Origin of the sequence: Rhizobium sp. BK196 (assembly GCF_014193255.1) — a bacterium.
Taxonomy (GTDB): domain Bacteria; phylum Pseudomonadota; class Alphaproteobacteria; order Rhizobiales; family Rhizobiaceae; genus Rhizobium.
Window position 1 is genome coordinate 17134 of record NZ_JACHZB010000011.1, and the last position, 23197, is coordinate 40330.

General features: G+C 59.8%; 18 protein-coding genes. 15 read left to right on the top strand and 3 right to left on the bottom strand.

The features are described from left to right. The first annotated feature begins 5 nt into the window (after nt 1–5). Genes hisA through coaA form a run of 4 tightly spaced genes read left to right on the top strand, consistent with a single transcriptional unit; the run spans nt 6 to nt 2872 of the window. The gene (gene hisA / locus FHT78_RS27280) at nt 6–752 is read left to right on the top strand and encodes a 1-(5-phosphoribosyl)-5-[(5-phosphoribosylamino)methylideneamino]imidazole-4-carboxamide isomerase (RefSeq protein ID WP_183749681.1); all 747 of its coding nucleotides are present in this window, start codon (nt 6–8) and stop codon (nt 750–752) included. After that, nucleotides 752–1540, top strand: a complete 789-nt coding sequence (gene hisF / locus FHT78_RS27285; protein ID WP_183749682.1) for an imidazole glycerol phosphate synthase subunit HisF — start codon at nt 752–754, stop codon at nt 1538–1540. Before hisA ends, hisF begins: the two co-directional genes overlap by 1 nt. A gap of 16 nt (nt 1541–1556) precedes the next feature. Next, nucleotides 1557–1880, top strand: coding sequence for a phosphoribosyl-ATP diphosphatase (locus tag FHT78_RS27290; RefSeq protein ID WP_183734621.1), 324 nt, complete (start codon nt 1557–1559; stop codon nt 1878–1880). Then, on the top strand, nt 1877–2872 hold the full coding sequence (gene coaA, locus FHT78_RS27295; protein WP_183749683.1) for a type I pantothenate kinase: 996 nt from the start codon (nt 1877–1879) through the stop codon (nt 2870–2872). The genes FHT78_RS27290 and coaA overlap by 4 nt, the downstream gene beginning before the upstream one ends. A 10-nt stretch (nt 2873–2882) precedes the next feature. Here the strand turns inward: coaA and FHT78_RS27300 are convergent, their stop codons facing one another. From FHT78_RS27300 to FHT78_RS27310, 3 genes are all read right to left on the bottom strand, one after another. Beyond that, nucleotides 2883–3494, bottom strand: coding sequence for an alpha-ketoglutarate-dependent dioxygenase AlkB (locus tag FHT78_RS27300; RefSeq protein WP_183749684.1), 612 nt, complete (start codon nt 3492–3494; stop codon nt 2883–2885). Between the two features lies 1 nt (nt 3495). After that, entirely contained in the window at nt 3496–3933 is a 438-nt protein-coding gene (arfB, locus tag FHT78_RS27305; RefSeq protein WP_183749685.1) for an alternative ribosome rescue aminoacyl-tRNA hydrolase ArfB, read from the bottom strand. A gap of 98 nt (nt 3934–4031) precedes the next feature. After that, nucleotides 4032–5642 (bottom strand): phosphoenolpyruvate carboxykinase, encoded by a 1611-nt coding sequence (locus tag FHT78_RS27310; RefSeq protein ID WP_183749686.1) that lies wholly within the window; start codon nt 5640–5642, stop codon nt 4032–4034. Between the two features lie 337 nt (nt 5643–5979). Here FHT78_RS27310 and FHT78_RS27315 point away from each other — a divergent pair, with 337 nt between their 5' ends. The 11 genes from FHT78_RS27315 to addA all read left to right on the top strand — a co-directional run bounded on the left by FHT78_RS27315 (nt 5980) and on the right by addA (nt 23195). Next, on the top strand, nt 5980–6717 hold the full coding sequence (locus FHT78_RS27315) for a response regulator transcription factor (protein WP_210278563.1): 738 nt from the start codon (nt 5980–5982) through the stop codon (nt 6715–6717). A 75-nt stretch (nt 6718–6792) separates the two neighbouring features. Then, nucleotides 6793–8583, top strand: a complete 1791-nt coding sequence (locus tag FHT78_RS27320) for a sensor histidine kinase (RefSeq protein ID WP_183749688.1) — start codon at nt 6793–6795, stop codon at nt 8581–8583. After that, nucleotides 8580–9020 (top strand): serine/threonine protein kinase, encoded by a 441-nt coding sequence (locus FHT78_RS27325; protein ID WP_183749689.1) that lies wholly within the window; start codon nt 8580–8582, stop codon nt 9018–9020. The genes FHT78_RS27320 and FHT78_RS27325 overlap by 4 nt, the downstream gene beginning before the upstream one ends. A 153-nt stretch (nt 9021–9173) precedes the next feature. Then, on the top strand, nt 9174–9575 hold the full coding sequence (locus FHT78_RS27330; RefSeq protein ID WP_007813746.1) for a PTS sugar transporter subunit IIA: 402 nt from the start codon (nt 9174–9176) through the stop codon (nt 9573–9575). Between the two features lie 9 nt (nt 9576–9584). Further along, entirely contained in the window at nt 9585–9860 is a 276-nt protein-coding gene (locus tag FHT78_RS27335; protein WP_183749690.1) for an HPr family phosphocarrier protein, read from the top strand. Nucleotides 9861–10029: 169 nt separating this feature from the next. Beyond that, nucleotides 10030–11430 (top strand): adenosylhomocysteinase, encoded by a 1401-nt coding sequence (gene ahcY / locus FHT78_RS27340; protein ID WP_183749691.1) that lies wholly within the window; start codon nt 10030–10032, stop codon nt 11428–11430. A 201-nt stretch (nt 11431–11631) separates the two neighbouring features. Continuing rightward, complete coding sequence (locus FHT78_RS27345; protein ID WP_183749692.1) at nt 11632–14217, top strand: PAS domain-containing sensor histidine kinase; 2586 nt, start codon at nt 11632–11634, stop codon at nt 14215–14217. Continuing rightward, the gene (gene tsaE / locus FHT78_RS27350) at nt 14214–15740 is read left to right on the top strand and encodes a tRNA (adenosine(37)-N6)-threonylcarbamoyltransferase complex ATPase subunit type 1 TsaE (RefSeq protein ID WP_183749693.1); all 1527 of its coding nucleotides are present in this window, start codon (nt 14214–14216) and stop codon (nt 15738–15740) included. The genes FHT78_RS27345 and tsaE overlap by 4 nt, the downstream gene beginning before the upstream one ends. After that, nucleotides 15737–16468 (top strand): nucleotidyltransferase family protein, encoded by a 732-nt coding sequence (locus tag FHT78_RS27355; RefSeq protein ID WP_183749694.1) that lies wholly within the window; start codon nt 15737–15739, stop codon nt 16466–16468. The genes tsaE and FHT78_RS27355 overlap by 4 nt, the downstream gene beginning before the upstream one ends. 3 nt (nt 16469–16471) lie before the next feature. Next, entirely contained in the window at nt 16472–19657 is a 3186-nt protein-coding gene (gene addB, locus FHT78_RS27360) for a double-strand break repair protein AddB (RefSeq protein WP_183749695.1), read from the top strand. Further along, nucleotides 19650–23195 carry a double-strand break repair helicase AddA gene (gene addA, locus FHT78_RS27365; protein ID WP_183749696.1) on the top strand — a complete coding sequence of 1182 codons (3546 nt, stop codon included), beginning with the start codon at nt 19650–19652 and terminating at the stop codon, nt 23193–23195. Before addB ends, addA begins: the two co-directional genes overlap by 8 nt. Nucleotides 23196–23197 lie beyond the last annotated feature (2 nt).

Sequence of the window (23197 nt, forward strand, 5' to 3'; positions counted from 1 at the left end):
GACGAATGATCCTTTTTCCCGCGATCGACCTGAAGGGCGGACAATGCGTTCGCCTGAAGCTCGGCGACATGCAACAGGCAACGGTCTACAATACCGATCCGGCTGCCCAGGCGAAATCTTTCGAGGAGCAGGGTTTCGAATGGCTGCACGTGGTCGATCTCGACGGCGCCTTTGCGGGACATTCGGCCAATGGCGATGCGGTTGAAGCGATCCTGAAGGCCACGAAAAACCCTGTTCAGCTCGGCGGCGGCATCCGTGCGCTCGATCATATCGAGAACTGGCTGTCGCGCGGACTGCGCCGCGTGATCCTCGGCACGATTGCCGTGCGTGATCCGGCACTTGTTATCGAAGCCTGCAAGACATTTCCGGGCCGCGTTGCCGTCGGCATCGACGCCAAGGGCGGCAAGGTGGCCGTAGAAGGCTGGGCGGAGGCTTCCGAGCTCGGCATCATCGAACTCGCAAAGAAATTCGAAGGCGCCGGCGTCGCCGCAATCATCTATACGGATATCGACCGCGACGGCATCCTGACCGGCATCAACTGGACATCGACGCTGGAGCTGGCGGACGCCGTCTCTATTCCTGTCATCGCATCAGGAGGACTTGCCTCGATCGACGACATCAAGCGCATGCTGCAGCCGGATGCCCGCAAGCTCGAAGGCGCCATTTCCGGCCGCGCCCTTTACGACGGCCGGATCGATCCCAAGGAGGCGCTCGATCTCATCAAGGCCGCCCGGGCGAAGGAGACTGCATAATGAGCCTGAAAGCCCGCGTTATCCCCTGTCTCGACGTCAAGGACGGCCGTGTCGTCAAGGGCGTCAATTTCCTCAATCTGGTCGATGCCGGCGATCCCGTCGAAGCGGCCAAGGCCTATGATGCGGCCGGTGCCGATGAGCTCTGCTTCCTCGACATCACCGCGTCCTCGGACAATCGCGAGACGATCTTCGATGTCGTGGCGCGCGCGGCAGAGCAGTGCTTCATGCCGCTCACAGTCGGCGGCGGCGTTCGCACCATCGCCGACATCCGCAAGCTCCTGCTTTGCGGTGCCGACAAGGTCTCGATCAATTCGGCTGCCGTCAACAATCCGGATTTTGTAGCCGAAGCGGCTGACAAGTTCGGTGACCAGTGCATCGTCGTGTCGATCGATGCCAAGCGGCGCCTCACGCAGCAGGTCGGCGGAGACAATCTCAGCGCCTGGGAGATCTATACGCATGGCGGCCGCAACGCCACCGGCATCGATGCGGTGGAATTCGCCCAGAAGATGGTCGCCCGGGGCGCCGGCGAGTTGCTCGTCACCTCCATGGACCGCGACGGCACGAAGATCGGCTATGATCTGGAGCTGACACGGGCGATTGCCGATTCCGTCCGCGTGCCGGTCATTGCGTCGGGCGGTGTGGGCGACCTCGACGATCTCGTGGCCGGTGTGAAGGAAGGTCATGCCAATGCGGTGCTTGCCGCGTCAATCTTCCATTTCGGCACCTATTCCGTCGGCGAAGCAAAACACTATATGTCAGAGCGCGGCATCGCGATGCGCCTCGACTGAGTTTGAAAGCAGTATCATGAGCGGATTTTCCCTTTCCGACCTCGAACGGATCGTCGAAGAGCGGGCTAAGGCCTCCCCGGACGAATCCTGGACCGCCAAGCTGGTGGCGGGCGGACAGCAGAAAGCAGCCAAGAAACTCGGCGAGGAAGCGATCGAAGCTGTCATGGCCGCCGTCACAAACGATCGCGATAACCTCACCTATGAAGCAGCCGATGTCCTGTATCACCTATTGGTCGTATTGAAGATTGCTGAAATACCGGTAGAGAATGTCATGACCGAACTTGCGCGGCGGACCGCACAATCCGGCCTCAAGGAAAAGGCCAGCCGGCAGAGTTCATGAGCATCGCGACACAGATTATCGGAGTGGCGGAAAAGGTGGATGACTTCCAGACCGCTTCTTATTCTCCCTACCATTTCTTCAGCTCGGATCAGTGGGCAAAGTTTCGAGCCGATACGCCGCTGACGCTGACGGGAGACGAGGTCAAACGGTTGCGCTCCATGGGCGATCCAATCGACCTCGATGAAGTTAGGCGCATCTACCTGTCGCTCTCTCGTCTGCTTTCGGCGCATGTTGAATCTTCGCAGTTGCTGTTCAAGCAGCGCAATCGGTTCCTCAGCCTGTCGAATGTGACCAAGACGCCGTTCGTGATCGGTATTGCGGGATCGGTGGCTGTCGGTAAATCCACGACGGCGCGTATTCTAAAGGAGCTGCTTGGCCGGTGGCCGTCCAGTCCTAAGGTCGATCTCGTCACTACGGACGGTTTTCTCCATCCGAACACGGTGCTGAAGCGCGAGAACCTGATGCAGCGCAAGGGTTTCCCGGAAAGTTACGACACCGGCGCAATCCTGCGTTTCCTGTCGGCGATCAAGGCCGGCCTGCCGGATGTGAAGGCGCCCTCTTATTCGCACCTCGTTTATGACGTGCTGCCGGACGAGTACAAGATCGTCGACCGGCCCGACATCCTGATCTTCGAGGGCATCAACGTCCTGCAATCGCGTGACCTGCCGGCAGACGGCAAGATCGTGCCGATGGTGTCCGACTTCTTCGACTTTTCGATCTATATCGACGCTGAAGAAACACAAATCCATAACTGGTACGTGACGCGCTTCATGCGCCTCAGGGAAACCGCCTTCCGGGATCCGGATTCCTACTTCCACCGTTATGCGTCAATCAGCGAGGAAGAAGCCGTTGCGATTGCCGAAGACCTCTGGGCGAATATCAATCTCAAGAACCTGCGCCAGAATATCCTGCCTACACGGCCGCGCGCCGATCTCATCCTGCGCAAGGGCAAGGATCACCTGATCGAGCAGGTAGCGCTGCGCAAACTCTGAAGAACGTGGGTCAGGGATTGACGCGGCGGAGCGTCAGATTGATGCGGCCGCCATTCTTCAGAAGCGTCGAGGTGGCCGGGTAGATGCGGTCGACGCCATGGAAGCAGAGGCGTCCCTCCCCACCGAGAATGACGAGATCTCCGCTCGATAGCTTGAAAGATATGGTCTTGTCGTTGCGGTTCAGACCGCCCACGCGAAACAGGCAGGCGTTGCCGAGCGAAATCGAGACGACAGGCGCTTTCAGGTCGTTCTCGTCCTTATCCTGGTGCAGGCCCATGCGCGCCGCATCCGAATAGAAATTGACGAGGCAAGCTTCGGGCGGCTTATCATAGGCCGAAACATCGCTCCAGATTTGCAGCAATTCCGCAGGGATGGGCGGCCATGGCCTGCCGGTCGCCGGATGCATCGACTGGTAGCGATAGCCGCGTTCCTTATCCGTCACCCAACCAAGCGAACCGCAATTGGTCATCCGGACCGACATCGGCTTGCCGGTGCCGGGCATGACCGGCACGTAAAGTGGCGCTTCTGCGACGATAGTCCTGATGATGCCGACCAGCGCCTCCTGACGGGCACGATCCAGGTATCCTGGAAGGTGGCGGACGCCGCTCAGGAGTTCCGGCATGTCATTCTCCGCCGCCCGGCCGGCCGCGCATCTTCTTGACTTCCGAGCGGCCGGATTTTTCCTTTAGGCGCCGTTCAATCGAGCCTTTGGTCGGCTTTGTTTTCTTACGCGGCGGCGGTGGCGGCTTGGCGGCCTCCAGGATCAGTTCCTTCAGCCGCTCGCGCGCATCCTCGCGGTTGCGGTCCTGGCTGCGGAACCGGCTTGCCTCGATCATCAGCACACCGTCCTTCGACATGCGCCTGCCGGCGAGCTTGATCGCATTGGCCTTGACCCGCTCGTTGAGCGAGGGCGAGTTCGGGATGTTGAAGAAGAGTTGGACGGCGGTCGACACCTTGTTGACGTTCTGACCGCCCGGACCGCCCGCCAGAACGAACTGCTCCGTCAGCTCCCATCCGGCGATGGTGATCCTGTCATCGATGTAGAGCGCGTCGCTGGCCATGCCGCCTTCTAGCGCATAATGACTGCGAATTGAAAGCGGGTGAAACCCGGCGCTGGAGCGATCGGGTTTCACGTGAATCGACTGGTTCCAGTACCGAGTTACTCGGCTGCAACCTTGATGCCGGGCGCTGCATCGCGCACGCCGCCGTCGACATGGTTTTCGAACTTGGCGAAGTTGGCGATGAACATGGAGACCAGCTTTTCGGCCTGCGCGTCATAAGCCTGCTTATCGGCCCAAGTCGAACGCGGATCGAGGATGCAGGTATCAACGCCTTCGACTGCGACCGGAACGGCGAAGCCGAAATTCGGATCGATGCGAAGCTCGACCTTGGCGAGTTCGCCGGAAAGGGCGGCCGTCAGAAGTGCGCGCGTTGCCTTGATCGGCATGCGCTTGCCGATGCCGTAAGCACCACCGGTCCAGCCAGTGTTGACTAGCCAGCACTCGACGCCGTGTCGGCCGATGAGCTCCTTCAGCAGATTGCCGTATTCGGCGGGATGACGCGGCATGAAGGGGGCGCCGAAGCAGGTCGAGAAGGTTGCTTCCGGCTCCGTGACACCCTTTTCCGTGCCTGCCACCTTGGCGGTGTAGCCGGATAGGAAGTGGTACATGGCCTGCTCGGGCGTCAGCTTGGCGATCGGCGGCATGACACCGAAGGCATCAGCCGTCAGCATGATGATCGTCTTCGGATGAGGCGCAAGGCCGGTTTCCGATGCATTCGGAATAAAATCCATCGGGTAGGCACAGCGCGTGTTTTCGGTCAGCGACGCGTCGTCGAAATCCGGCTCGCGGTTTTCGTTGAGAACGACGTTTTCAAGCACGGTGCCGAAGCGCTGGGTCGTTGCGTAGATCTCCGGCTCCGCCTCTGCCGAGAGGCGAATGGTCTTGGCATAGCAGCCGCCTTCGAAATTGAAGATGCCGTTTTCGCCCCAGCCATGCTCGTCATCGCCGATCAATGTGCGGGCCGGATCTGCCGAAAGCGTCGTCTTGCCGGTGCCCGAGAGACCGAAGAAGACGGCGGCGTCGCCTGCCGGGCCGACATTGGCGGAGCAGTGCATTGGCATCACGCCCTTTTCCGGCAGCAGATAGTTCAGCACAGTGAAGACCGATTTCTTCATCTCGCCGGCATAGGAGGTGCCAGCAATCAGAACGATGCCGTTCGTCAGATCGCAGGCGATCACCGTTTCAGTGCGGCAGCCATAACGATCCGGATTGGCCTTGAAGCTCGGAAGGTCGATGATCGTCAGCTTCGGTGCGAAGCTTGCAAGCGTATCGGCCTTCGGACGGATCAGCAGGTTGCGGATGAAAAGCGAATGCCAGGCGAATTCGGTCACAACGCGAGTCGGCAGCGCGTGGCCTGCATCGGCGCCGCCGACGAGATCCTGTACGAAGAGGTCCTTGCCGGCCGCGTGGGCCAGCATGTCCTTATGCAGCAGGGCGAAATGCTCCGGCGACATCGGCTTGTTGTTGTCCCACCAGATCTGGCCGTCGGTGTTTTCATCGCGGACGACGAACTTGTCACGTGGCGAGCGGCCTGTGTGCTGGCCGGTGGTGGCACGGAGGGCGCCCTGGGCTGTCAGTTCGGCCTCTCCCCGGCGAATCGCTTCCTCATAGAGAAGAGCGGCGGAGAGGTTGTAACGTACGCTCCGTACGCCGCTGAAACCGATCGTCGCCAGCTCGATTGCCTGGTTATGAACTCCGAACGTCTCCATAGCTTTTCCCTTCGCTGAGGCGCCTTGGCCATTAAAATCTGCCTGAAAGTAAAAGGAGAAATTTTAAATGGCAATAGCATTAATCCCGAAAAATACAATGATATCAAACAATTAATCGATTTAAATTCCGTAAGCCAGTTTTAAATCGTTTGAAGACCTCCTGTTGAAACAACTAGTCGCACCACTTTTGATTGTGAACCGCCAGAACTGGCAATCTACCCCTTTATCTTTGCCACAATTTGTTCCACCTTTATCCTCCATAAGCGCAACCGGTCACGAAGACCGCCTGGGGACGACCAATCCGGGAGATTGCGCACTGATGACGGAGACCAACACCATGCCGACAATCGCGCTCGTTGATGACGACCGCAACATCCTCACTTCCGTGTCGATTGCACTGGAAGCCGAAGGATATAAGGTCGAGACCTACACGGACGGCGCTTCTGCGCTGGATGGTCTACTCGCTCGCCCGCCGCAGCTGGCGATTTTCGATATCAAGATGCCACGCATGGACGGCATGGAGCTGCTGCGCCGCCTCCGCCAGAAATCGGACATGCCCGTCATCTTTCTCACCTCCAAGGATGAAGAGATCGACGAACTCTTCGGCCTGAAGATGGGCGCAGACGATTTCATCACCAAGCCTTTCTCGCAGCGTCTTCTGGTCGAGCGTGTTCGCGCCGTTTTGCGCCGCGCTTCGAGCCGTGAAGCAGCCGCAACCGGCGGCGTTGCCGCTGTCGGCACGCCAAAGGCGGGTGCGGTTCAGCAGGCCCGTTCGCTCGAGCGCGGCCAGCTGGTCATGGACCAGGAACGCCACACCTGCACCTGGAAGGGTGAGGCCGTCACCCTCACCGTCACGGAATTCCTTATTCTGCATTCGCTGGCCCAGCGCCCGGGTGTGGTGAAAAGCCGCGATGCCCTGATGGATGCCGCTTATGACGAACAGGTGTATGTTGATGACCGCACCATCGACAGCCACATCAAGCGGCTGCGCAAGAAGTTCAAGATGGTCGATACTGACTTTGATATGATTGAAACGCTTTACGGTGTGGGTTACCGCTTCCGCGAAGCAGCCTGACGCCAAGAGGCGCGGCAAGAGACGATTGAGGGCGGCGGGCCAATCAAACGGCCCCGCCCTGCGAAAGGGCCGTCATTGGCACAGTTGGTGCAGGAAAGGGATTTGGACGATGCGGAGGGCGTGAGCACCCGCCGCGTCAGAGGCCGGCGTTGGTCGCATCCCTTCACCCTGATCCGCCGAATTTTCGGCAACGCCGTCTTTTCGAGCCTCACGCGCCGCATTGTCTTCTTCAACCTTGCGGCCCTGCTCGTCCTAGTCGGTGGCATTCTCTACCTCAACCAGTTCCGTGAAGGCCTGATCGACGCGCGCGTCGAGAGCCTGCTGACGCAGGGCGAGATCATCGCCGGCGCGGTTTCGGCCTCAGCCTCCGTCGATACGAATTCGATTACCATCGATCCGCAGAAGCTGCTCGAACTGCAGGCAGGCCAGAGCATTACGCCGGTACCGAACGACGAGGATCTCGAATTTCCGATCGACCCGGAAAAGGTAGCACCGGTTCTTCGCCGGCTGATCTCGCCGACCCGCACCCGAGCCCGCATCTTCGATGCCGACGCCAATCTGCTGCTCGATTCCCGCCATCTCTATTCGCGCGGACAGGTTCTTCGTTTCGATCTGCCGCCGGTGGAAGAAGAAAAGCAGACCTGGAGCGAATGGTTCACAGCGCTCTTCAACAAGGCGCTGCAGCCGGGCAATCTTCCCGTCTACAAGGAGGCGCCGGGCGGCGATGGCTCCATCTATCCCGAAGTGATGAATGCGCTGACGGGTGTACGCGGCGCGGTCGTGCGCACGACGGAAAAAGGCGAACTTATCGTCTCGGTTGCCGTGCCGGTCCAGCGCTTCCGCGCCGTGCTCGGCGTATTGCTGCTTTCGACGCAGGCCGGCGATATCGACAATATCGTGCATGCCGAGCGCCTTGCCATCATGCGTGTCTTTGGTGTCGCAACGCTCGTCAACGTGCTCTTGTCGCTGGTTCTTTCCTCGACCATCGCCAATCCGCTGCGGCGGCTTTCGGCCGCCGCGATCCGCGTGCGCCGAGGCGCCAAGGAGCGTGAAGAAATTCCTGATTTCTCCGTGCGCCAGGATGAAATCGGCAACCTTTCCATCGCTCTGCGTGAGATGACGACCGCCCTTTATGACCGGATCGATGCGATCGAAAGCTTTGCGGCCGATGTCAGTCATGAATTGAAGAACCCACTGACCTCGCTGCGCAGCGCCGTCGAAACGCTACCACTTGCCAAATCCGACGATTCCAAGAAGCGGCTGATGGATGTCATTCAGCACGATGTACGCCGCCTTGACCGCCTGATCAGCGATATCTCAGACGCATCCCGTCTCGATGCGGAGCTCGCACGCGTCGATGCCGGCTCCGTCGATCTGGAAGTACTACTGCGCGATCTGATCGATGTGTCACGCCAGATTCGCAGTACCAAGAAGCAGGTCGAGATCGAATATGTCATCGACCGCAAGCCGAATGTGAAGACGCGTTTCGTCGTCAATGGCCATGACCTGCGGATCGGCCAGATCATCACCAACCTGATTGAAAATGCGCGTTCCTTCGTGCCTGAGCATAACGGCAAGATTACGGTCCGACTTGTCCGCACTCGCTCGCGCTGCGTCGTCTATATCGAAGACAACGGTCCGGGCATCCAGGCGGAGAATATCGACCGCATCTTCGAACGCTTTTATACCGACCGGCCGGAATCAGAAGGCTTCGGCCAAAATTCAGGTCTCGGACTTTCCATCAGCCGGCAGATCGCCGAGGCGCATGGCGGTTCTCTGCGAGCCGAGAACATCGTCGACGACGAGAATGGCAAATTGCTTGGCGCCCGCTTCATCCTTGCCCTTCCGGCAGATGCCGCAGCATGATCAATATCCACGCCACCGCAATCGTCATCGGAAAGACCGGCCTGCTGTTCACCGGCCCGTCAGGCTGGGGCAAGTCGATGACCGCCTTTACCTGCATAGTGGAGGCGCGGCGGCAGGGTGTTTTCTCTGTTCTCGTGGCTGATGATCAGGTGCTTCTTTCAAAGCAAGATGGAGCAATCACGGCCGCCTGTCCGCCCGCCATTGCCGGGCTCATCGAATTGCGCGGCACCGGCATCGTAGAGCAAGATCATATTACCCAGGCGACGATGCATTTTGCAGTTCTGCCGGCCAGCGCGACCGGAGAAAACCGGATCCCTCCCGAGCGAGAAACGGTTGTTGTTGCCGCGGGTTTCGAACTGCCCGTACTGCGGCTGCTGCCCAATCTTCCACTACCCCTTGCGGTGTTGATGGCGAAAGCGCCGGAAATCGGAAGCTGAAGTCTTCCGCAGGTCCCGATACGGCCTACATATTTGTATTTTTATCTTGCACTTCGGCTTTTGATCGCCAAGATGTGCCCCCACTGGTGGACGTAATTGCTGCGTTGCGATATTGGGGCCACGATTTGCGTATGCCATGGGAGCAGTAATATCATGATCGGACTTGTGCTTGTCACTCATGGCAAGCTGGCTGAAGAGTTTCGTCATGCCGTAGAGCACGTCGTCGGTCCTCAGAAATTCATAGAAACGGTCTGCATCGGACCGGAAGACGATATGGACCAGAGACGACAGGATATTCTTGAGGCCGTTTCCGGCGCAGACGACGGTCATGGCGTCGTCATTCTTACCGATATGTTCGGCGGCACGCCTTCCAATCTCGCCATCTCAGTGATGAGCAGCGGCCATACCGAAGTCATCGCCGGCGTCAACCTGCCGATGCTGATCAAGCTCGCCGGCGTGCGCGGCGAGAACAATATGGAAAAGGCGCTTGCTGAGGCTTCCGAGGCAGGTCGTAAATACATCAATGTTGCGAGCCGGGTTCTAAGCGGAAAGTAAGAAGCCTCCATGACACCGCTCTCCCGCGAAATCCTCATTATCAACAAGCGCGGCCTGCATGCGCGCGCTTCGGCAAAGTTCGTTCAGACGGTCGATGCGTTCGATGCCACGATCACCGTTTCCAAAGACGGCATGACGGTTGGGGGCACCTCCATCATGGGCCTTATGATGCTTGCGGCGAGCCCCGGCTCCAGTGTCATCGTCTCGGCGAGCGGCAACCAGGCTGCCGAAGCGCTGAATGCCCTCGATCAGCTGATCCAGAACAAGTTCGGCGAAGAAATTTGATCTTCAACGCCATATAAAGATATAAAGACCTCTTTATATCCCCGTTGCCTTCGTGACCGAAGCCTGCTAAACGGCGAGCATGACGTGCACCCGCACCTGTTCGATCCGTTGCGGTCATCGTTGCGTCCTTGCGACGTTTTTTTGAGCCGTTTTCAGCCTGGAGAGCCCTATGAGCACTGAGAAAGATTATGTTGTCGCCGATATCGGTCTTGCAGATTTCGGCCGCAAGGAAATCACCATCGCCGAAACCGAAATGCCCGGCCTCATGTCCTGCCGGGCCGAATTCGGTGAATCCAAGCCGCTGAAGGGCGCACGCATCACCGGCTCGCTGCACATGACGATCCAGACGGCCGTTCTCATCGAGACGCTGGTTGCGCTCGGCGCCGAAGTTCGCTGGGCTTCGTGCAACATCTTCTCGACGCAGGACCATGCCGCTGCAGCGATCGCCGCCGCCGGCATTCCGGTTTTCGCGATCAAGGGTGAGTCCCTCGTCGACTACTGGAACTACACAGACAAGATCTTCCAGTGGAGCGATGGCGGTTTCTCCAACATGATCCTCGACGATGGCGGCGATGCCACCATGTATATCCTGCTCGGCGCTCGTGCCGAAGCCGGTGAGGACGTTCTATCCAACCCGCATTCGGAAGAGGAGGAAATCCTCTTCGCCCAGATCAAGAAGCGCCTTGCCGCAACGCCCGGCTGGTTCACCAAGCAGCGCGATGCCATCAAGGGCGTGACCGAAGAAACCACGACTGGCGTCAACCGCCTTTATCAGCTCAGCCAGAAGGGCCTTCTGCCTTTCCCGGCGATCAACGTCAACGACTCCGTCACCAAGTCGAAGTTCGACAACAAATATGGCTGCAAGGAATCGCTGGTCGACGGGATCCGCCGCGGCACCGACGTCATGATGGCCGGCAAGGTTGCCGTCGTTTGCGGTTACGGCGATGTAGGCAAGGGTTCTGCCGCTTCGCTCTCCGGCGCCGGCGCCCGCGTCAAGGTCACGGAAGCCGATCCGATCTGCGCCCTGCAGGCCGCGATGGACGGTTACGAAGTCGTTCTGCTCGAGGACGTCGTTTCCTCGGCCGATATCTTCATCACCACCACCGGGAACAAGGACGTCATCCGCATCGACCACATGCGTCAGATGAAGGATATGGCGATCGTCGGCAATATCGGCCACTTCGACAACGAAATCGAAGTCGCAGCGCTGCGTAACCTGAAGTGGACCAACGTCAAGCCGCAGGTCGATCTGATCGAGTTTCCGAAGGGCAACCGCATCATCCTTCTTTCCGAAGGTCGCCTCTTGAACCTCGGCAATGCGACGGGCCATCCGTCTTTCGTCATGTCAGCCTCATTCACTAACCAGACGCTGGCGCAGATCGAACTCTTCACCAAGCCCGGTCAGTACGAAAGCAAAGTCTACATCCTGCCGAAGCACCTCGACGAGAAAGTTGCGCGCCTTCACCTCGACAAGCTCGGCGTGAAGCTTACCCAGCTTAGCGAAGAACAGGCTGCCTATATCGGCGTGAAACCGCAGGGTCCGTTCAAGTCCGACCACTACAGATACTGATTGCGCTTTCGATATCCACAAGATGTGGTGGCCCTGGCATTGACAAATGCCGGGGCTTATTTTTTGGGCGCTCTCTTTCCGTCGATTCCCTTCCGAAGTATTGTTTTAAGACTTGATTCGTGGTTTCGGACCTCTCCGTTTCCACGAAAATGGGATGTCTTGTCGTGATGCGGCACATTAAAGGACGGAGACATACCTCGGATGTCGAAAATGAAACACAGCCTGCCCTGCCAGGCGGACGATAGCGCTTACGCCGCTGACCGCCCGCTTCAGGCGGGCCAAAAATATAAGTTCGCCGCGGTCCCTGTGACCGCCAGGCAGAAGCAATGGTCTTTGGCACGTATTGCAAAACTATGCGCTGCAAGCACAGCAATCGCCGTACCGGCATGGCCGGTTCTGGCGCAGGCGGAGCCTGTTATCGGCGCATCGGCACGTCTTTTCACTTCTTCGCAGGTTGTCGGCCTTTCCGTCGTCATCGGTGTAATTTCGGCTGCCCTGCTTTCGACGCTCTGGCTGGTGCGCCAGCGCGGCAATCTCGAAAATGAAAGTCGCGAGATCCGCTCGGCGCTTTCGGACGCGCAGCAGCGCATCTCCCAATATGAGGCGCTCATTGCCGACAAGAACCGGCGCATCGTCATCTGGGATGGCGGTGCCCGACCGGAACTCCTCGGCCAGCTCCCACCGGAAACCGGCGCCCCACAGGACAATGAGTTCCTTGCCTTCGGCCTCTGGCTGAAGGCGCGATCGGCTTCCGAACTGGAGCGGGCCGTCGGTCGTCTGCGTGAACAGGCTGAAAGTTTCGACATGGTGATCGAGACTATCAGAGACGAAGTAATCGAAGCACAAGGCCGGGTTTCCGGCGGCCGTGCCTTCGTGCGCTTCGTGGCGCTCAACAATCTGCGCGCCGAGCTGGCTGAACTGAAGATCGAGCGCGATCGGCTGATGACGTCGATCTCCGCCTTCCAAACCATGCTCGACGCTATCGACATGCCGGCCTGGCAGCGTGATACCGCCGGGCGTCTGACCTGGGTCAATCACGCTTATGGTGACGCTGTCGAAGCGCAATCACCCCAGCAGGCTGTCAATGAAGGCCGCGAAATCCTGACAACCGTCGCCCGCGAGCGCATCCACGCTACGGCAACGCCGGAATCGCCTTTCCATGACACAATTTCGACAGTCGTTCGCGGCAACCGCACATTCTTTGATGTGGTCGACGTAAAGGTCCCCAACGGCTCAGCCGGCCTTGCCGTCGATGTTTCCGATGTCGAAGCGGTTCGCGCCGAACTCGAGCGGACGCTTAAGAGCCATGCGGAAACACTCGATCATCTGGCGACCCCTGTTGCTATTTTCGACGGCGACCGCCGGCTGCAATTCTACAACCAGGCCTTCGTTTCGCTCTGGGAACTCGATATTTCGTTCCTCGAAAGCAAGCCTGACAACAGCGAGCTTCTGGAACGCCTTCGTGCAGCCAAGAAACTGCCGGACCAGCTGAACTGGAAATCGTGGAAGGAAACGGCGCTTTCCGTCTATCGTTCGCTCGATACACAATCCGACCTCTGGCACCTGCCGAACGGGCAGACGCTGCGTGTCTTTGCGACCGCGCATCCACAGGGCGGCGCAACATGGGTCTTCGAGAACCTGACCGAGCAGGTCGATCTCGAAACGCGCTACAATACGCTGGTGAAAGTACAGGGCGAGACGATCGACCACCTTTCGGAAGGCGTTGCGGTCTTCGGGCCTGACGGCCGGATCCGCCTCTCCAACCCGGCCTTCCGTGCGCTCTGGGGTATTACCGAGACGGAAGCCAAGCCCGGCACGCATATTCGCGGCATCGGCGAGGCCTGCGCCCCCTCCTATGACCAGCCCGACGGCTGGAAGACCTTTGCGGAGCTGATCACCAGCTTCGACGACGAGCGTCGTTCCAGCCAGGGAACGCTCGAACTGCTGTCCGGCCTCGTGCTCGACTTTGCTGTCATCCCTCTGCCGAACGCTCAGACCATGCTGACCTTCGTCAATATGACAGACAGCGTACGCGCCGAACGGGCGCTGACGGAAAAGAACGAGGCGCTGCGTAAGGCGGATGAGCTGAAGAACGACTTCGTGCAGCATGTCTCCTACGAACTGCGCTCGCCGCTGACGAATATCATCGGCTTTACCGATCTGCTGCGCACCCCGGGTGTCGGCCCGCTGAATGAGCGGCAGGCCGAATATATCGACCATATCGCAACCTCGTCCTCGGTGCTCCTGACGCTCGTCAACGACATCCTTGATCTCGCGACCGTCGATGCCGGCATCATGCGGCTGAACTACGCGGAAATCGATCTCGCCGACCTTCTCGACGATGTTTCCATGCAGATCGCCGACCGGCTGCAGGAGAGCGGTGTATCGCTGGAAATCACCGCCCCGGCCTACCTCGGATCGATCGTTGCCGATCCGCAGCGACTGAAGCAAATCCTGCTGAAGCTTCTGGCCAATGCCGCAAACTTCTCGCCCGAGGGTGCGTCGATCGCGCTGGAATGCCGTCGCGAGGGCACGGATTTTGTCTTCTCCGTAAGGGATCGTGGCCCCGGTATCTCGCCTGATATGGTTGCTACCGTCTTCGACCGTTTCGCAACCGGCGCGAAGAGCGGCAAGCGCGGCGGTGCCGGACTTGGCCTCTCGATCGTCGACAGCTTCGTCAGCCTGCACAATGGCGAGGTCAGCATCGACAGCGAACCCGGCAAGGGAACGACGGTGACCTGCCGCATCCCTTCCATCAACCTGCCCCATTCCGTCGCCGCCGAATGACGCAAGGCGACATCATCTCGCTTTTTCTGGAAGACGATGCGGCAACCCTTCGCCTTGGCAATGATCTGGCGCTTGCGCTGAAAGCCGGTGATTGCCTGGCGCTGTCGGGCGATCTCGGCGCCGGAAAATCCTCGCTGGCGCGGGCTTTCCTGCGCACCATGGCTGATGATGACGGCCTGGAAGTTCCGAGCCCCACTTTCACGCTGGTGCAATCTTATGATCTGCGCATTCCCGTTTCGCATTTCGATCTCTATCGGCTTGGCGATGCATCGGAACTGACGGAGCTTGGCTTCGACGAAGCGCTTGAAAACGGCATCTGCATCGTCGAATGGCCGGAGATGGCTGAAGGTGAATTGCCGATATCGCGCATCTCGTTACGGCTGGAGCATGAGGGCGTCGGCCGTCGTGCGACAATCACGGCACCGGAGAAGGTATTGGCCCGAATCCATCGTGTGCTGGCGATCCGCCGCTTCCTCATTGACGCTGGCTACGGCGATGTGGAGCGACGGTTCTTGACGGGCGATGCTTCACTTCGCGCCTATGAATATTTCCATCTCGGTAATGGCACGCGGAAAATCCTCATGGATTGGCGGCCGCCTCCGGAAGGCCCCCCGATCTATGAGGGCAAGCCCTATCCAAAGGTCGCGCATCTTGCGCAGGACGCCTATCCTTTCGTGGCGATCGCCGAGGCGTTGCGCGAGCGCGGTTTCGCAACGCCGGAAATCGAAAAGGTCGACTACGAACAAGGCATCCTGCTGATCGAGGATTTGGGCACGGGCGGTGTCCTGGATGACGAAGGCCGGCCGATCGTCGAGCGCTACCGCGAAAGCGTCGCCTGCCTTGCCCATCTCCACTCGATGAAAATCCCGCAGGATATCCCGGTTTCCGCCGCGCATACGCATCACATTCCGGACTTCGATCGCGTAGCGATGAAGATGGAAGTGCGGTTGATACTCGACTGGCATATCGCCTGGAAGCGCGGCACGGGACCGACGGATGCGGAGCGAGACGAGTATCTGGCAATCTGGGACTATCTGATCGACGAGCTGCAATCGGCCGAAAAGAACCTGCTGTTGCGCGACTTTCATTCGCCCAACATCATCTGGCGCGAGCGGGAGAGCGGATTCCGCAGGATCGGCATCATCGACTTCCAGGATGCGATGATCGGGCCAACCGCCTACGACCTTGCCTCCCTCGTTCAGGATGCGCGCGTCACGATCGAGCCGGATCTTTTTCGCCAGCTGATGGATGACTACCTTTCGCTCCGGCGCGCCCAAGGCGGCTTCGACGAAGCCGGATTCATGAAGGCATGGGCCATCATGTCGGCGCAGCGAAACTGCAAGCTTGCCGGCCTCTGGGTGCGGCTCCTGCAGCGGGATGGCAAGCCCGGCTATCTGCAGCATATGCCGCGCACGCTTTCCTATCTTAAGGTTGCGCTGGAACACGAGGTGCTTGCCCCCTTGCGCGAATGGTGCACAAGGGCTGGAATACTGCCAGTCAATCATAAATCCGGACCAGCATGACCATCAGACAAGCCATGGTACTGGCCGCGGGACTCGGAACCCGCATGCGCCCGATTACCGACACGATTCCGAAGCCTCTGGTGAAGATCGGTGGAAAGCCGATGATCGACTATGCACTGGATTCGCTTGTCGAAGCCGGGGTCGAACAGGCCGCGATCAATGTCCATCATTTTGCCGATCAGATGGAAGATCACCTGAAAAACTATCGCGGCCTCGATATTCTGATTTCCGACGAGCGCAATGCACTGATGAATTCGGGCGGCGGGCTGGCGAAGGGCCTGAAGCTGCTCGGCCGAGAACCAGTTTTCGTCATGAATGCCGATCTTTTCTGGATCGGTGAACCGACCGACCGGCCCAGCAATCTACGGCGCTTAGCCGGATTCTTCGATGCCGAACGTATGGATATGGCGCTGCTCTGCGTGCGCATCGAAGATACGACCGGCCATAATGGCAAGAACGATTTCAGCCTGAGGCCCGATGGTCGATTGACGCGCTATCGCGACGATCCCTCCAATCCGGTCGTCTATGCCGGTGCAATCGTCATGCACCCTGCGTTGCTGGACGATGCACCCGAAGAACCCTTCAACCTGAATATCTATTTCGACAAGGCGATCGGCCGCGGCCGGCTTTTCGGCATGATGATGGAAGGCCATTGGCTGACGGTCGGCACGCCCGATGCAATTGACGACGCGGAGGAGACGATCCGGCGGTTCCGGACGTTTGCGTGAGACATGACGGAGCGGCACCGGCCACGCATTCTGACGATCCCCTCCGGCCTTCCCTTTCTGAAGACGCTGGCGAGTTCGCTTTGTGACGGACGCCTGACACCGCTTTTCGCACATGATCCCGCCGACCCACTGTCTCTTGCCAAGGTAACGATCTACCTGCCGACCCGGCGCGCTGTACGCGTGCTGCGTTCGGAATTCGTCGATCTGCTTGGCGGCCGTTCGGCGATCCTGCCGGTTATCCGGCCACTGGGAGAGACGGATGACGACAGCGGCTATTTCGACGAGGCGCTGCCGGGAACGATCGATCTTGCCCAGCCGCTTTCCAATACCGCGCGCCTTCTGGAACTGGCCCGGCTGATCCTTGCCTGGCGCAACAAGCTGCCGGAGATCGTCCGACACATCCATTCGGAATCGCCTCTCGTCGCGCCGGCAAGCCCGGCAGATGCTATTTGGCTTGCCCGCAATCTGGCGGAGCTGATCGATTCGATCGAAACGGAGGATCTTGCCTGGTCCGAACTCGGCAAGCTCGATACGGGTGAGTATGCGGCCTGGTGGCAATTGACGGCGGAATTCCTGCAGATCGCCAGCGCCTTCTGGCCGGAACGCCTGATCGAACTTGGCCGATCATCGCCGGCCCGCCACCGCAATGCCATTCTGCGCGCTGAGGCTGGCCGGCTTTCGACGGCGAAACCTTCCGGTCCGATCATCATTGCCGGTTCGACGGGTTCGCTTCCTGCCACGGCCGATCTCATCGGCGCCGTGGCGAACCTTCCGGAAGGCGTAATCGTGTTGCCCGGCCTCGACCTCTCCATGCCGGAGGAACATTGGCGGCTGGTCGCGCCCGATCTTCTGCCGGGTCAACGGGCCAATCCGGCAAGCCGCACACATCCGCAGTATGGTCTTTCCGTGCTGCTGAAGCGGCTGAAACTGACCCGTGAGGACGTTCAGCCGATCGAGGAAGCGGAAGCCGATCTGCGCTCGCGCGCGGAAGTCCTCTCGCGGGCGCTTACTCCATCGGAAGCCACGAGTGGCTGGGGCGATTGGAAAAAGGACCTGCCGGAAGGGACCCTTGCCGCGGCATTCGCGGACGTATCGATGATCGAAGCCGCCAACGAGCGCGAGGAGGCGACGGCGATTGCCGTTGCGCTGCGCCTTGCCCTGGAACGGCCGGGAAGAGATGGGGAAAGCAGGGCTGCGCTTATTACGCCAGACCGCAACCTGGCGCGCCGGGTCATGGCGGAGCTTTCCCGCTTCGGCATTCTAGCCGACGATTCAGCCGGTACGCCACTTTCGGCAACGCCACAGGGCACGCTGCTGCAATTGCTCCTTGAAGCGACACTTCGTCCCGGTGATCCCGTCGCCATCGTTTCGCTGCTCAAACATCCGCTTGCCCGCTTCGGGCTGGAGCGCGGCTTTCTGACTGGAGCTGTGGAGGCATTGGAGTTGCTGGCGCTGCGGGGCGGCGTGACAGAAGTGGATATAGGATCGCTTGAACAGCTGCTCGACCATCAGCTTTCGGAGCAGGCGCTCGACAGGCACGCGCCGGTGTGGCGCAAGTCGCTGCCATCAGAAGCGTCGGAGATGGCCCGCAGGTTAGCCCGGAAAGTTGAACGTGCCGTGGAGCCATTGGTATCGGCGCTCGTGCGGCATCCTGGGGATGATGACGGCCTGACGGGTCTCTTGCTCTCGCAATGGGCCGAACGGACGGGCCGCGCTCTGGAGAGTATCGCTGCCGACGGACATGGCAATCTGGCAAGCCTCTGGTCCGGTGAAGCGGGTGATGCCCTGGCAAGTCTGCTTGGCGAAATCATCGATACCGAAGGCCAGATGGAAGCGGAGGGGCCACAATGGATCGATATCATGCAGGCGTTGTCGGCCGGTCATGCCGTCAAACCCGGCGCCCTCAGCCACCCTCGCCTCTTCATCTTCGGTACGTTGGAAGCGCGCCTGCAGAATGTCGACACGCTGATCCTCGGCAGCCTCAACGAAGGGTCATGGCCGGGGCAGACGACCAATAATCCCTTCGTCTCCCGCACGATGAAGACGGAAATCGGGCTGGAGCCGCCGGAACGGCGCATCGGCCAGCTGGCGCATGATTTCGAGATGGCGAATGGCACACGCCATCTGATCTACTCGCGCGCGCTGCGTCAGGGCTCGACGCCGACGGTCGCCTCCCGATGGCTGCAACGGCTGCTGGCGCTCGGCGGCGAGGATCTCGAAGAGCAATTGCGCAAGCGGGGCGCGCGCTTCGTTCACTGGGCAAACCTGATAGACCTGGGTGACAATCAGGCGCCAGCGCAGAGACCCTCTCCCAGGCCACCACAGGAACTGCAACCCAAATCCTATTCCTTCAGCGAAGTCGGTCGGCTGCGCCGCGATCCCTATGCGATTTATGCGCGGCGCGTGCTGCGGCTCGATCCCGTCGACCCGTTCAATCGCGATCCTGGCGCGGCGGAACGCGGTACGCTCTACCACAAGATCATCGATCGCTTTGTTCGCGAGGACCATGCAGCAGGCACGCCGGAGGCGGCAGCGGCGATGGAAATCATTCTGAACGAACTCTTCGATATGGAGCAGTTGCCGCCGCATATCGACGCCGTCTGGCGGCCGCGCTTCCGCGAAGTCGCGCGGGCTTTTCTGAACTGGGAGGCCGGACGGCAGCCCGATGTGCAGAAGAGGCTGACAGAAGTCAGAGGCGGCATCGAACTCGATGGAATCGATATCCGGCTCACCGGCATCGCCGACCGCATCGATATCAAGGGGCCGAACAGTGCCGATATCATCGACTACAAGACCGGCTACAATCCCTCTCCGACGCAGGCCCGAGCGCTGCTGGACCCGCAGCTTGCGCTTGAGGCAGCCGCGCTTCAGGCCGGGGCCTTTCGCGATGCGGGCAGCCTTGTTCCAAATGATCTTCTTTATGTCCGCCTGCGGCCAGGCACGCGCTTTCTGGTCGACAAGATCAACAATGAGGAAGCCAACAGCGACAAGGCAAAATCGGCGATGCAGCTCGCCGAGGAATCGATCGATCAACTGGTGAAATTCGTGGCCCTGCTGCAGTCAGGTGAAAAAGGCTTCACCTCGCGGCTGATTCCCGCGCAGCAGTTCGATTTTGGCGGCGATTACGACCATCTCGCCCGTGTTGCGGAATGGGCAACCGCTGACCCGGAAGGAGGAGGCGATGATTGAGCCGACAGCGCTTCCCGAAGATGACGATCCCGGCACATGGATCAGCTGGACGACGATCCAGCAGGCGATCGCATCCGATCCCGGGCGTTCGGCATGGGTGTCGGCCAATGCCGGTTCCGGCAAAACGCATGTTCTGACCCAGCGCGTGATCAGGCTTCTGCTGGCGGGTGCGCGGCCTTCCGCCATTCTCTGCCTCACCTATACGAAGGCTGCCGCCTCCGAAATGTCGAACCGCGTCTTCGAACGGCTGGCGGAATGGGCAATTTTTCCGGATGAGGAACTAGCCAGGCGCATCACCCAGATCGAAGGTCGTGAGCCGGATTCACTGAAGCTTGCGGAAGCAAGACGGCTGTTTGCCAAGGCACTGGAAACACCGGGTGGGCTCAAGATTCAGACGATCCACGCCTTTTGCGAGGCGCTGCTGCACCAATTCCCGCTGGAAGCAAACGTCGCGGGGCATTTCTCCGTTCTCGATGACCGGGCGGCCGCGACGCTGCTTGCCGATGCGCGACGCTCGCTTCTGACAGCAACAGCCCCAGAGAAAGATCGAGAACTCGCCGATGCCTTCGGCTATGTGCTCAATCTCGGCGATGAAACGGGGCTTGAAAATCTGCTCGGTGAGATCGTTGCGAACCGAAATGCCATCCGCCGTTTCATGCTCGCAGCCGAGCCGCATGGCGGCGTTGATCGCTTGCTCCGCAAGAGGCTAAGCCTTTCACCTGATGATACGGAGGAGGGACTGGCCGAACGATATTGGCCCATGCCTGGGCTCTCCGGTGCAACGCTGGAACTTTACCTGTCGCTTGCCACAATGAAGGGTGGCGCTAAAGCGCAGGATGTTGCCGAAGGCCTGCGCCGCGCCGTACGCGAACGAGATGTGACCGCGCGTTCGCAGATTCTGGAGAAGATTTTCCTGACATCGAAGGGCGAGCCGAAGACGGACGGGCAATTCTTCGTCAAGGCGATGCTCGCGGAAGCGCCACAGCTTGCCGATGCGATCGCTTCCGCGCGGACGCATGTCGTCATGTGCCGAGACCGCCTGAAGATGATGCGAATGCATACGGCAACTCATGCCGCCCTCGTGCTCGCGGACCGGCTGAACCGGGATTATGAGGAGCTGAAAAAGCAGCGCAGCCATCTCGATTTCGAAGACCTGATCACACGTACCGCAGACCTGCTTACAAAGAGCGGCGTCGGCCCGTGGATCCACTATAAGCTCGATCAGGGAATCGACCATATTCTCGTCGATGAGGCGCAGGATACCAGCCCTATCCAGTGGAGTGTCATCCAGTCGCTGGCGGAAGATTTCTTCTCGGGCGAAAGTTCGCGGCCCGTGGCCCGGACATTGTTCGCAGTCGGCGACGAGAAGCAGTCGATCTATTCCTTCCAGGGCGCACGGCCCGAACGATTCTCCGAGGAGAAGGAGCGAACACAGCGCCGGGTGCAGAACAGCGGTCTCGATTTCTCGACCGTCCGCCTGCCGCTCTCCTTCCGCTCCACCTCCGACGTGCTGCTCGCCGTCGATCACATCTTTACCCCACCGGAGAATGCACGCGGCCTCGGCACCGAACCGGTCGTTCATCGCTCCAGCCGTATCGGCCATCCCGGTGCCGTCGACCTCTGGGAAATGGTCGTGCCCGATGCCGTGGTAAAGGACGAGGATTGGACCGCTCCTTTCGATGCAACGCCCGAGAGCGCGCCGGCCGCCATCCTGGCACGGCGCATCGCGCACACGATCGGTACTCTCGTCGGCCGCGAAACGATCGTCGAAAAGGGCAAGGAACGCTTCATCGAGGCCGGCGATATCCTCGTTCTCGTCCGCAAACGGGACGCCTTCGTCAATGCGCTGACGCGGGAACTCAAACGGCGTGGCGACATTCCGGTCGCCGGCGCGGACCGGCTGGTGCTAACCAGTCATATCGCCGTACAGGATCTGCTGGCGCTCGGCCGTTTTCTTCTTCTGCCGGAAGACGATCTTTCGCTCGCCGCTCTCCTGAAAAGCCCGCTCTTCAATCTCTCGGAAGAGGATATTTTTGCGGTTGCGGCGCTGCGTGGCGAGCATGAAAGCGTCTGGCACCATCTTCGCAAATATGCCGACGACGGCAATGAGCGCCTCGGCGCGGCGGTTGCAAGGCTGGGGCTCTTCCTTGCCCAATCCCGAAACCTTTCGGTCCACGATTTCTATGCCCGTGTCCTTGGCAGTCATGGCGGCCGGCGACAGTTTCTGGCGCGGCTCGGTACCGAAGTCAGCGATATTCTCGACGAGTTCCTGACCTTTGCGCTCGACCATGAGACATCGGGTCTCCCCGGCCTGCAGTCCTTTATCTCGACGTTGGAACTTGAAGCGCCGGAAGTAAAGCGGGAGCAGGACAAGGGCCGCAACGAGGTGCGCATCATGACGGTGCATGCCTCCAAAGGTCTCGAAGCGCCAATCGTCTTTCTGGTCGATGGCGGCTCCAAAGCCTTTACCCATACTCATCTGCCGAAGCTCCGGTTGCTTGATGCCGGGCCGGACGAGCCGCCGATGCCGGTGTGGATTCCCGTCAGCGATCTCGGCAACTCGCTGACGTTGACGGATGCAGCACGCATCCAGCTTCTTGCCGAAGAGGAATACCGGCGCCTGCTCTACGTGGCGATGACGCGTGCCGCCGACCGGCTGATCGTCTGCGGCTATCGTGGCGTGCGGCTGAACAACGACACTTGGCATATGATGATTTCCACTGCGCTCGACGCGGAGCATCCGCATGTCGAAAAGGCGACGTTCGCCGGCCCGGATGGCGAGTGGGACGGCATGCGCTGGCGTGTGCCGCAGGTCGAGCGCAGCTTCGAGCGAATGGACCGTGTGCCTGAGCAGGCAACGGTCGAAACGGTTCCCCCGGACCTGTTCCGCCCTCTGCCGCCTCAGAAACAATTGCCGCGACCACTCAGCCCTTCGGGTGCCGGAACGATCATTGACGAAGAGGCCGATGATCTCCTGGTGACCTCACCGCTCTTCGGCGATCAGGAGGGCAGCGATCGTTCTCTGGAAAAGGGCCGTCTTATCCACCGGATGCTTCAGGCTCTTCCCGATATTCCGGCGGAGGAGCGAGCCGACGCAGCGAAGCGTTATGCTGAACGCGCGGCGCAATTCTGGCCGGCTACAGAGCGGCAGGCTTTGGTCGATTCGGTCGTGAAGCTTTTGCAAGATGAAAGGCTTCAGGCCGTCTTCGATGATCGTGCCCAGGCGGAAATCTCGATCATGGGAACCTTGACGCTGGAAGACCGGGAATACGCAGTTTCCGGCCGGATTGACCGTCTTGCTGTCCTGCCAGACAACGTCGTTATCATCGACTACAAGACAAATCGTGTTCCACCGGCGAGCGAAGACAAAATCCCGTTTGCGCACAAGGCGCAGCTTGCGATCTATCGGGAAATACTGAGGCCGCTCTATCCTGCCAAACGGATTGATTGCATGCTGGTCTATACAGAAAATGCGACCATCCATACTCTTGGCGAACAGGCTTTGGCTTCGGCACTTGCAGGACTCAGCACAAAGTGAAA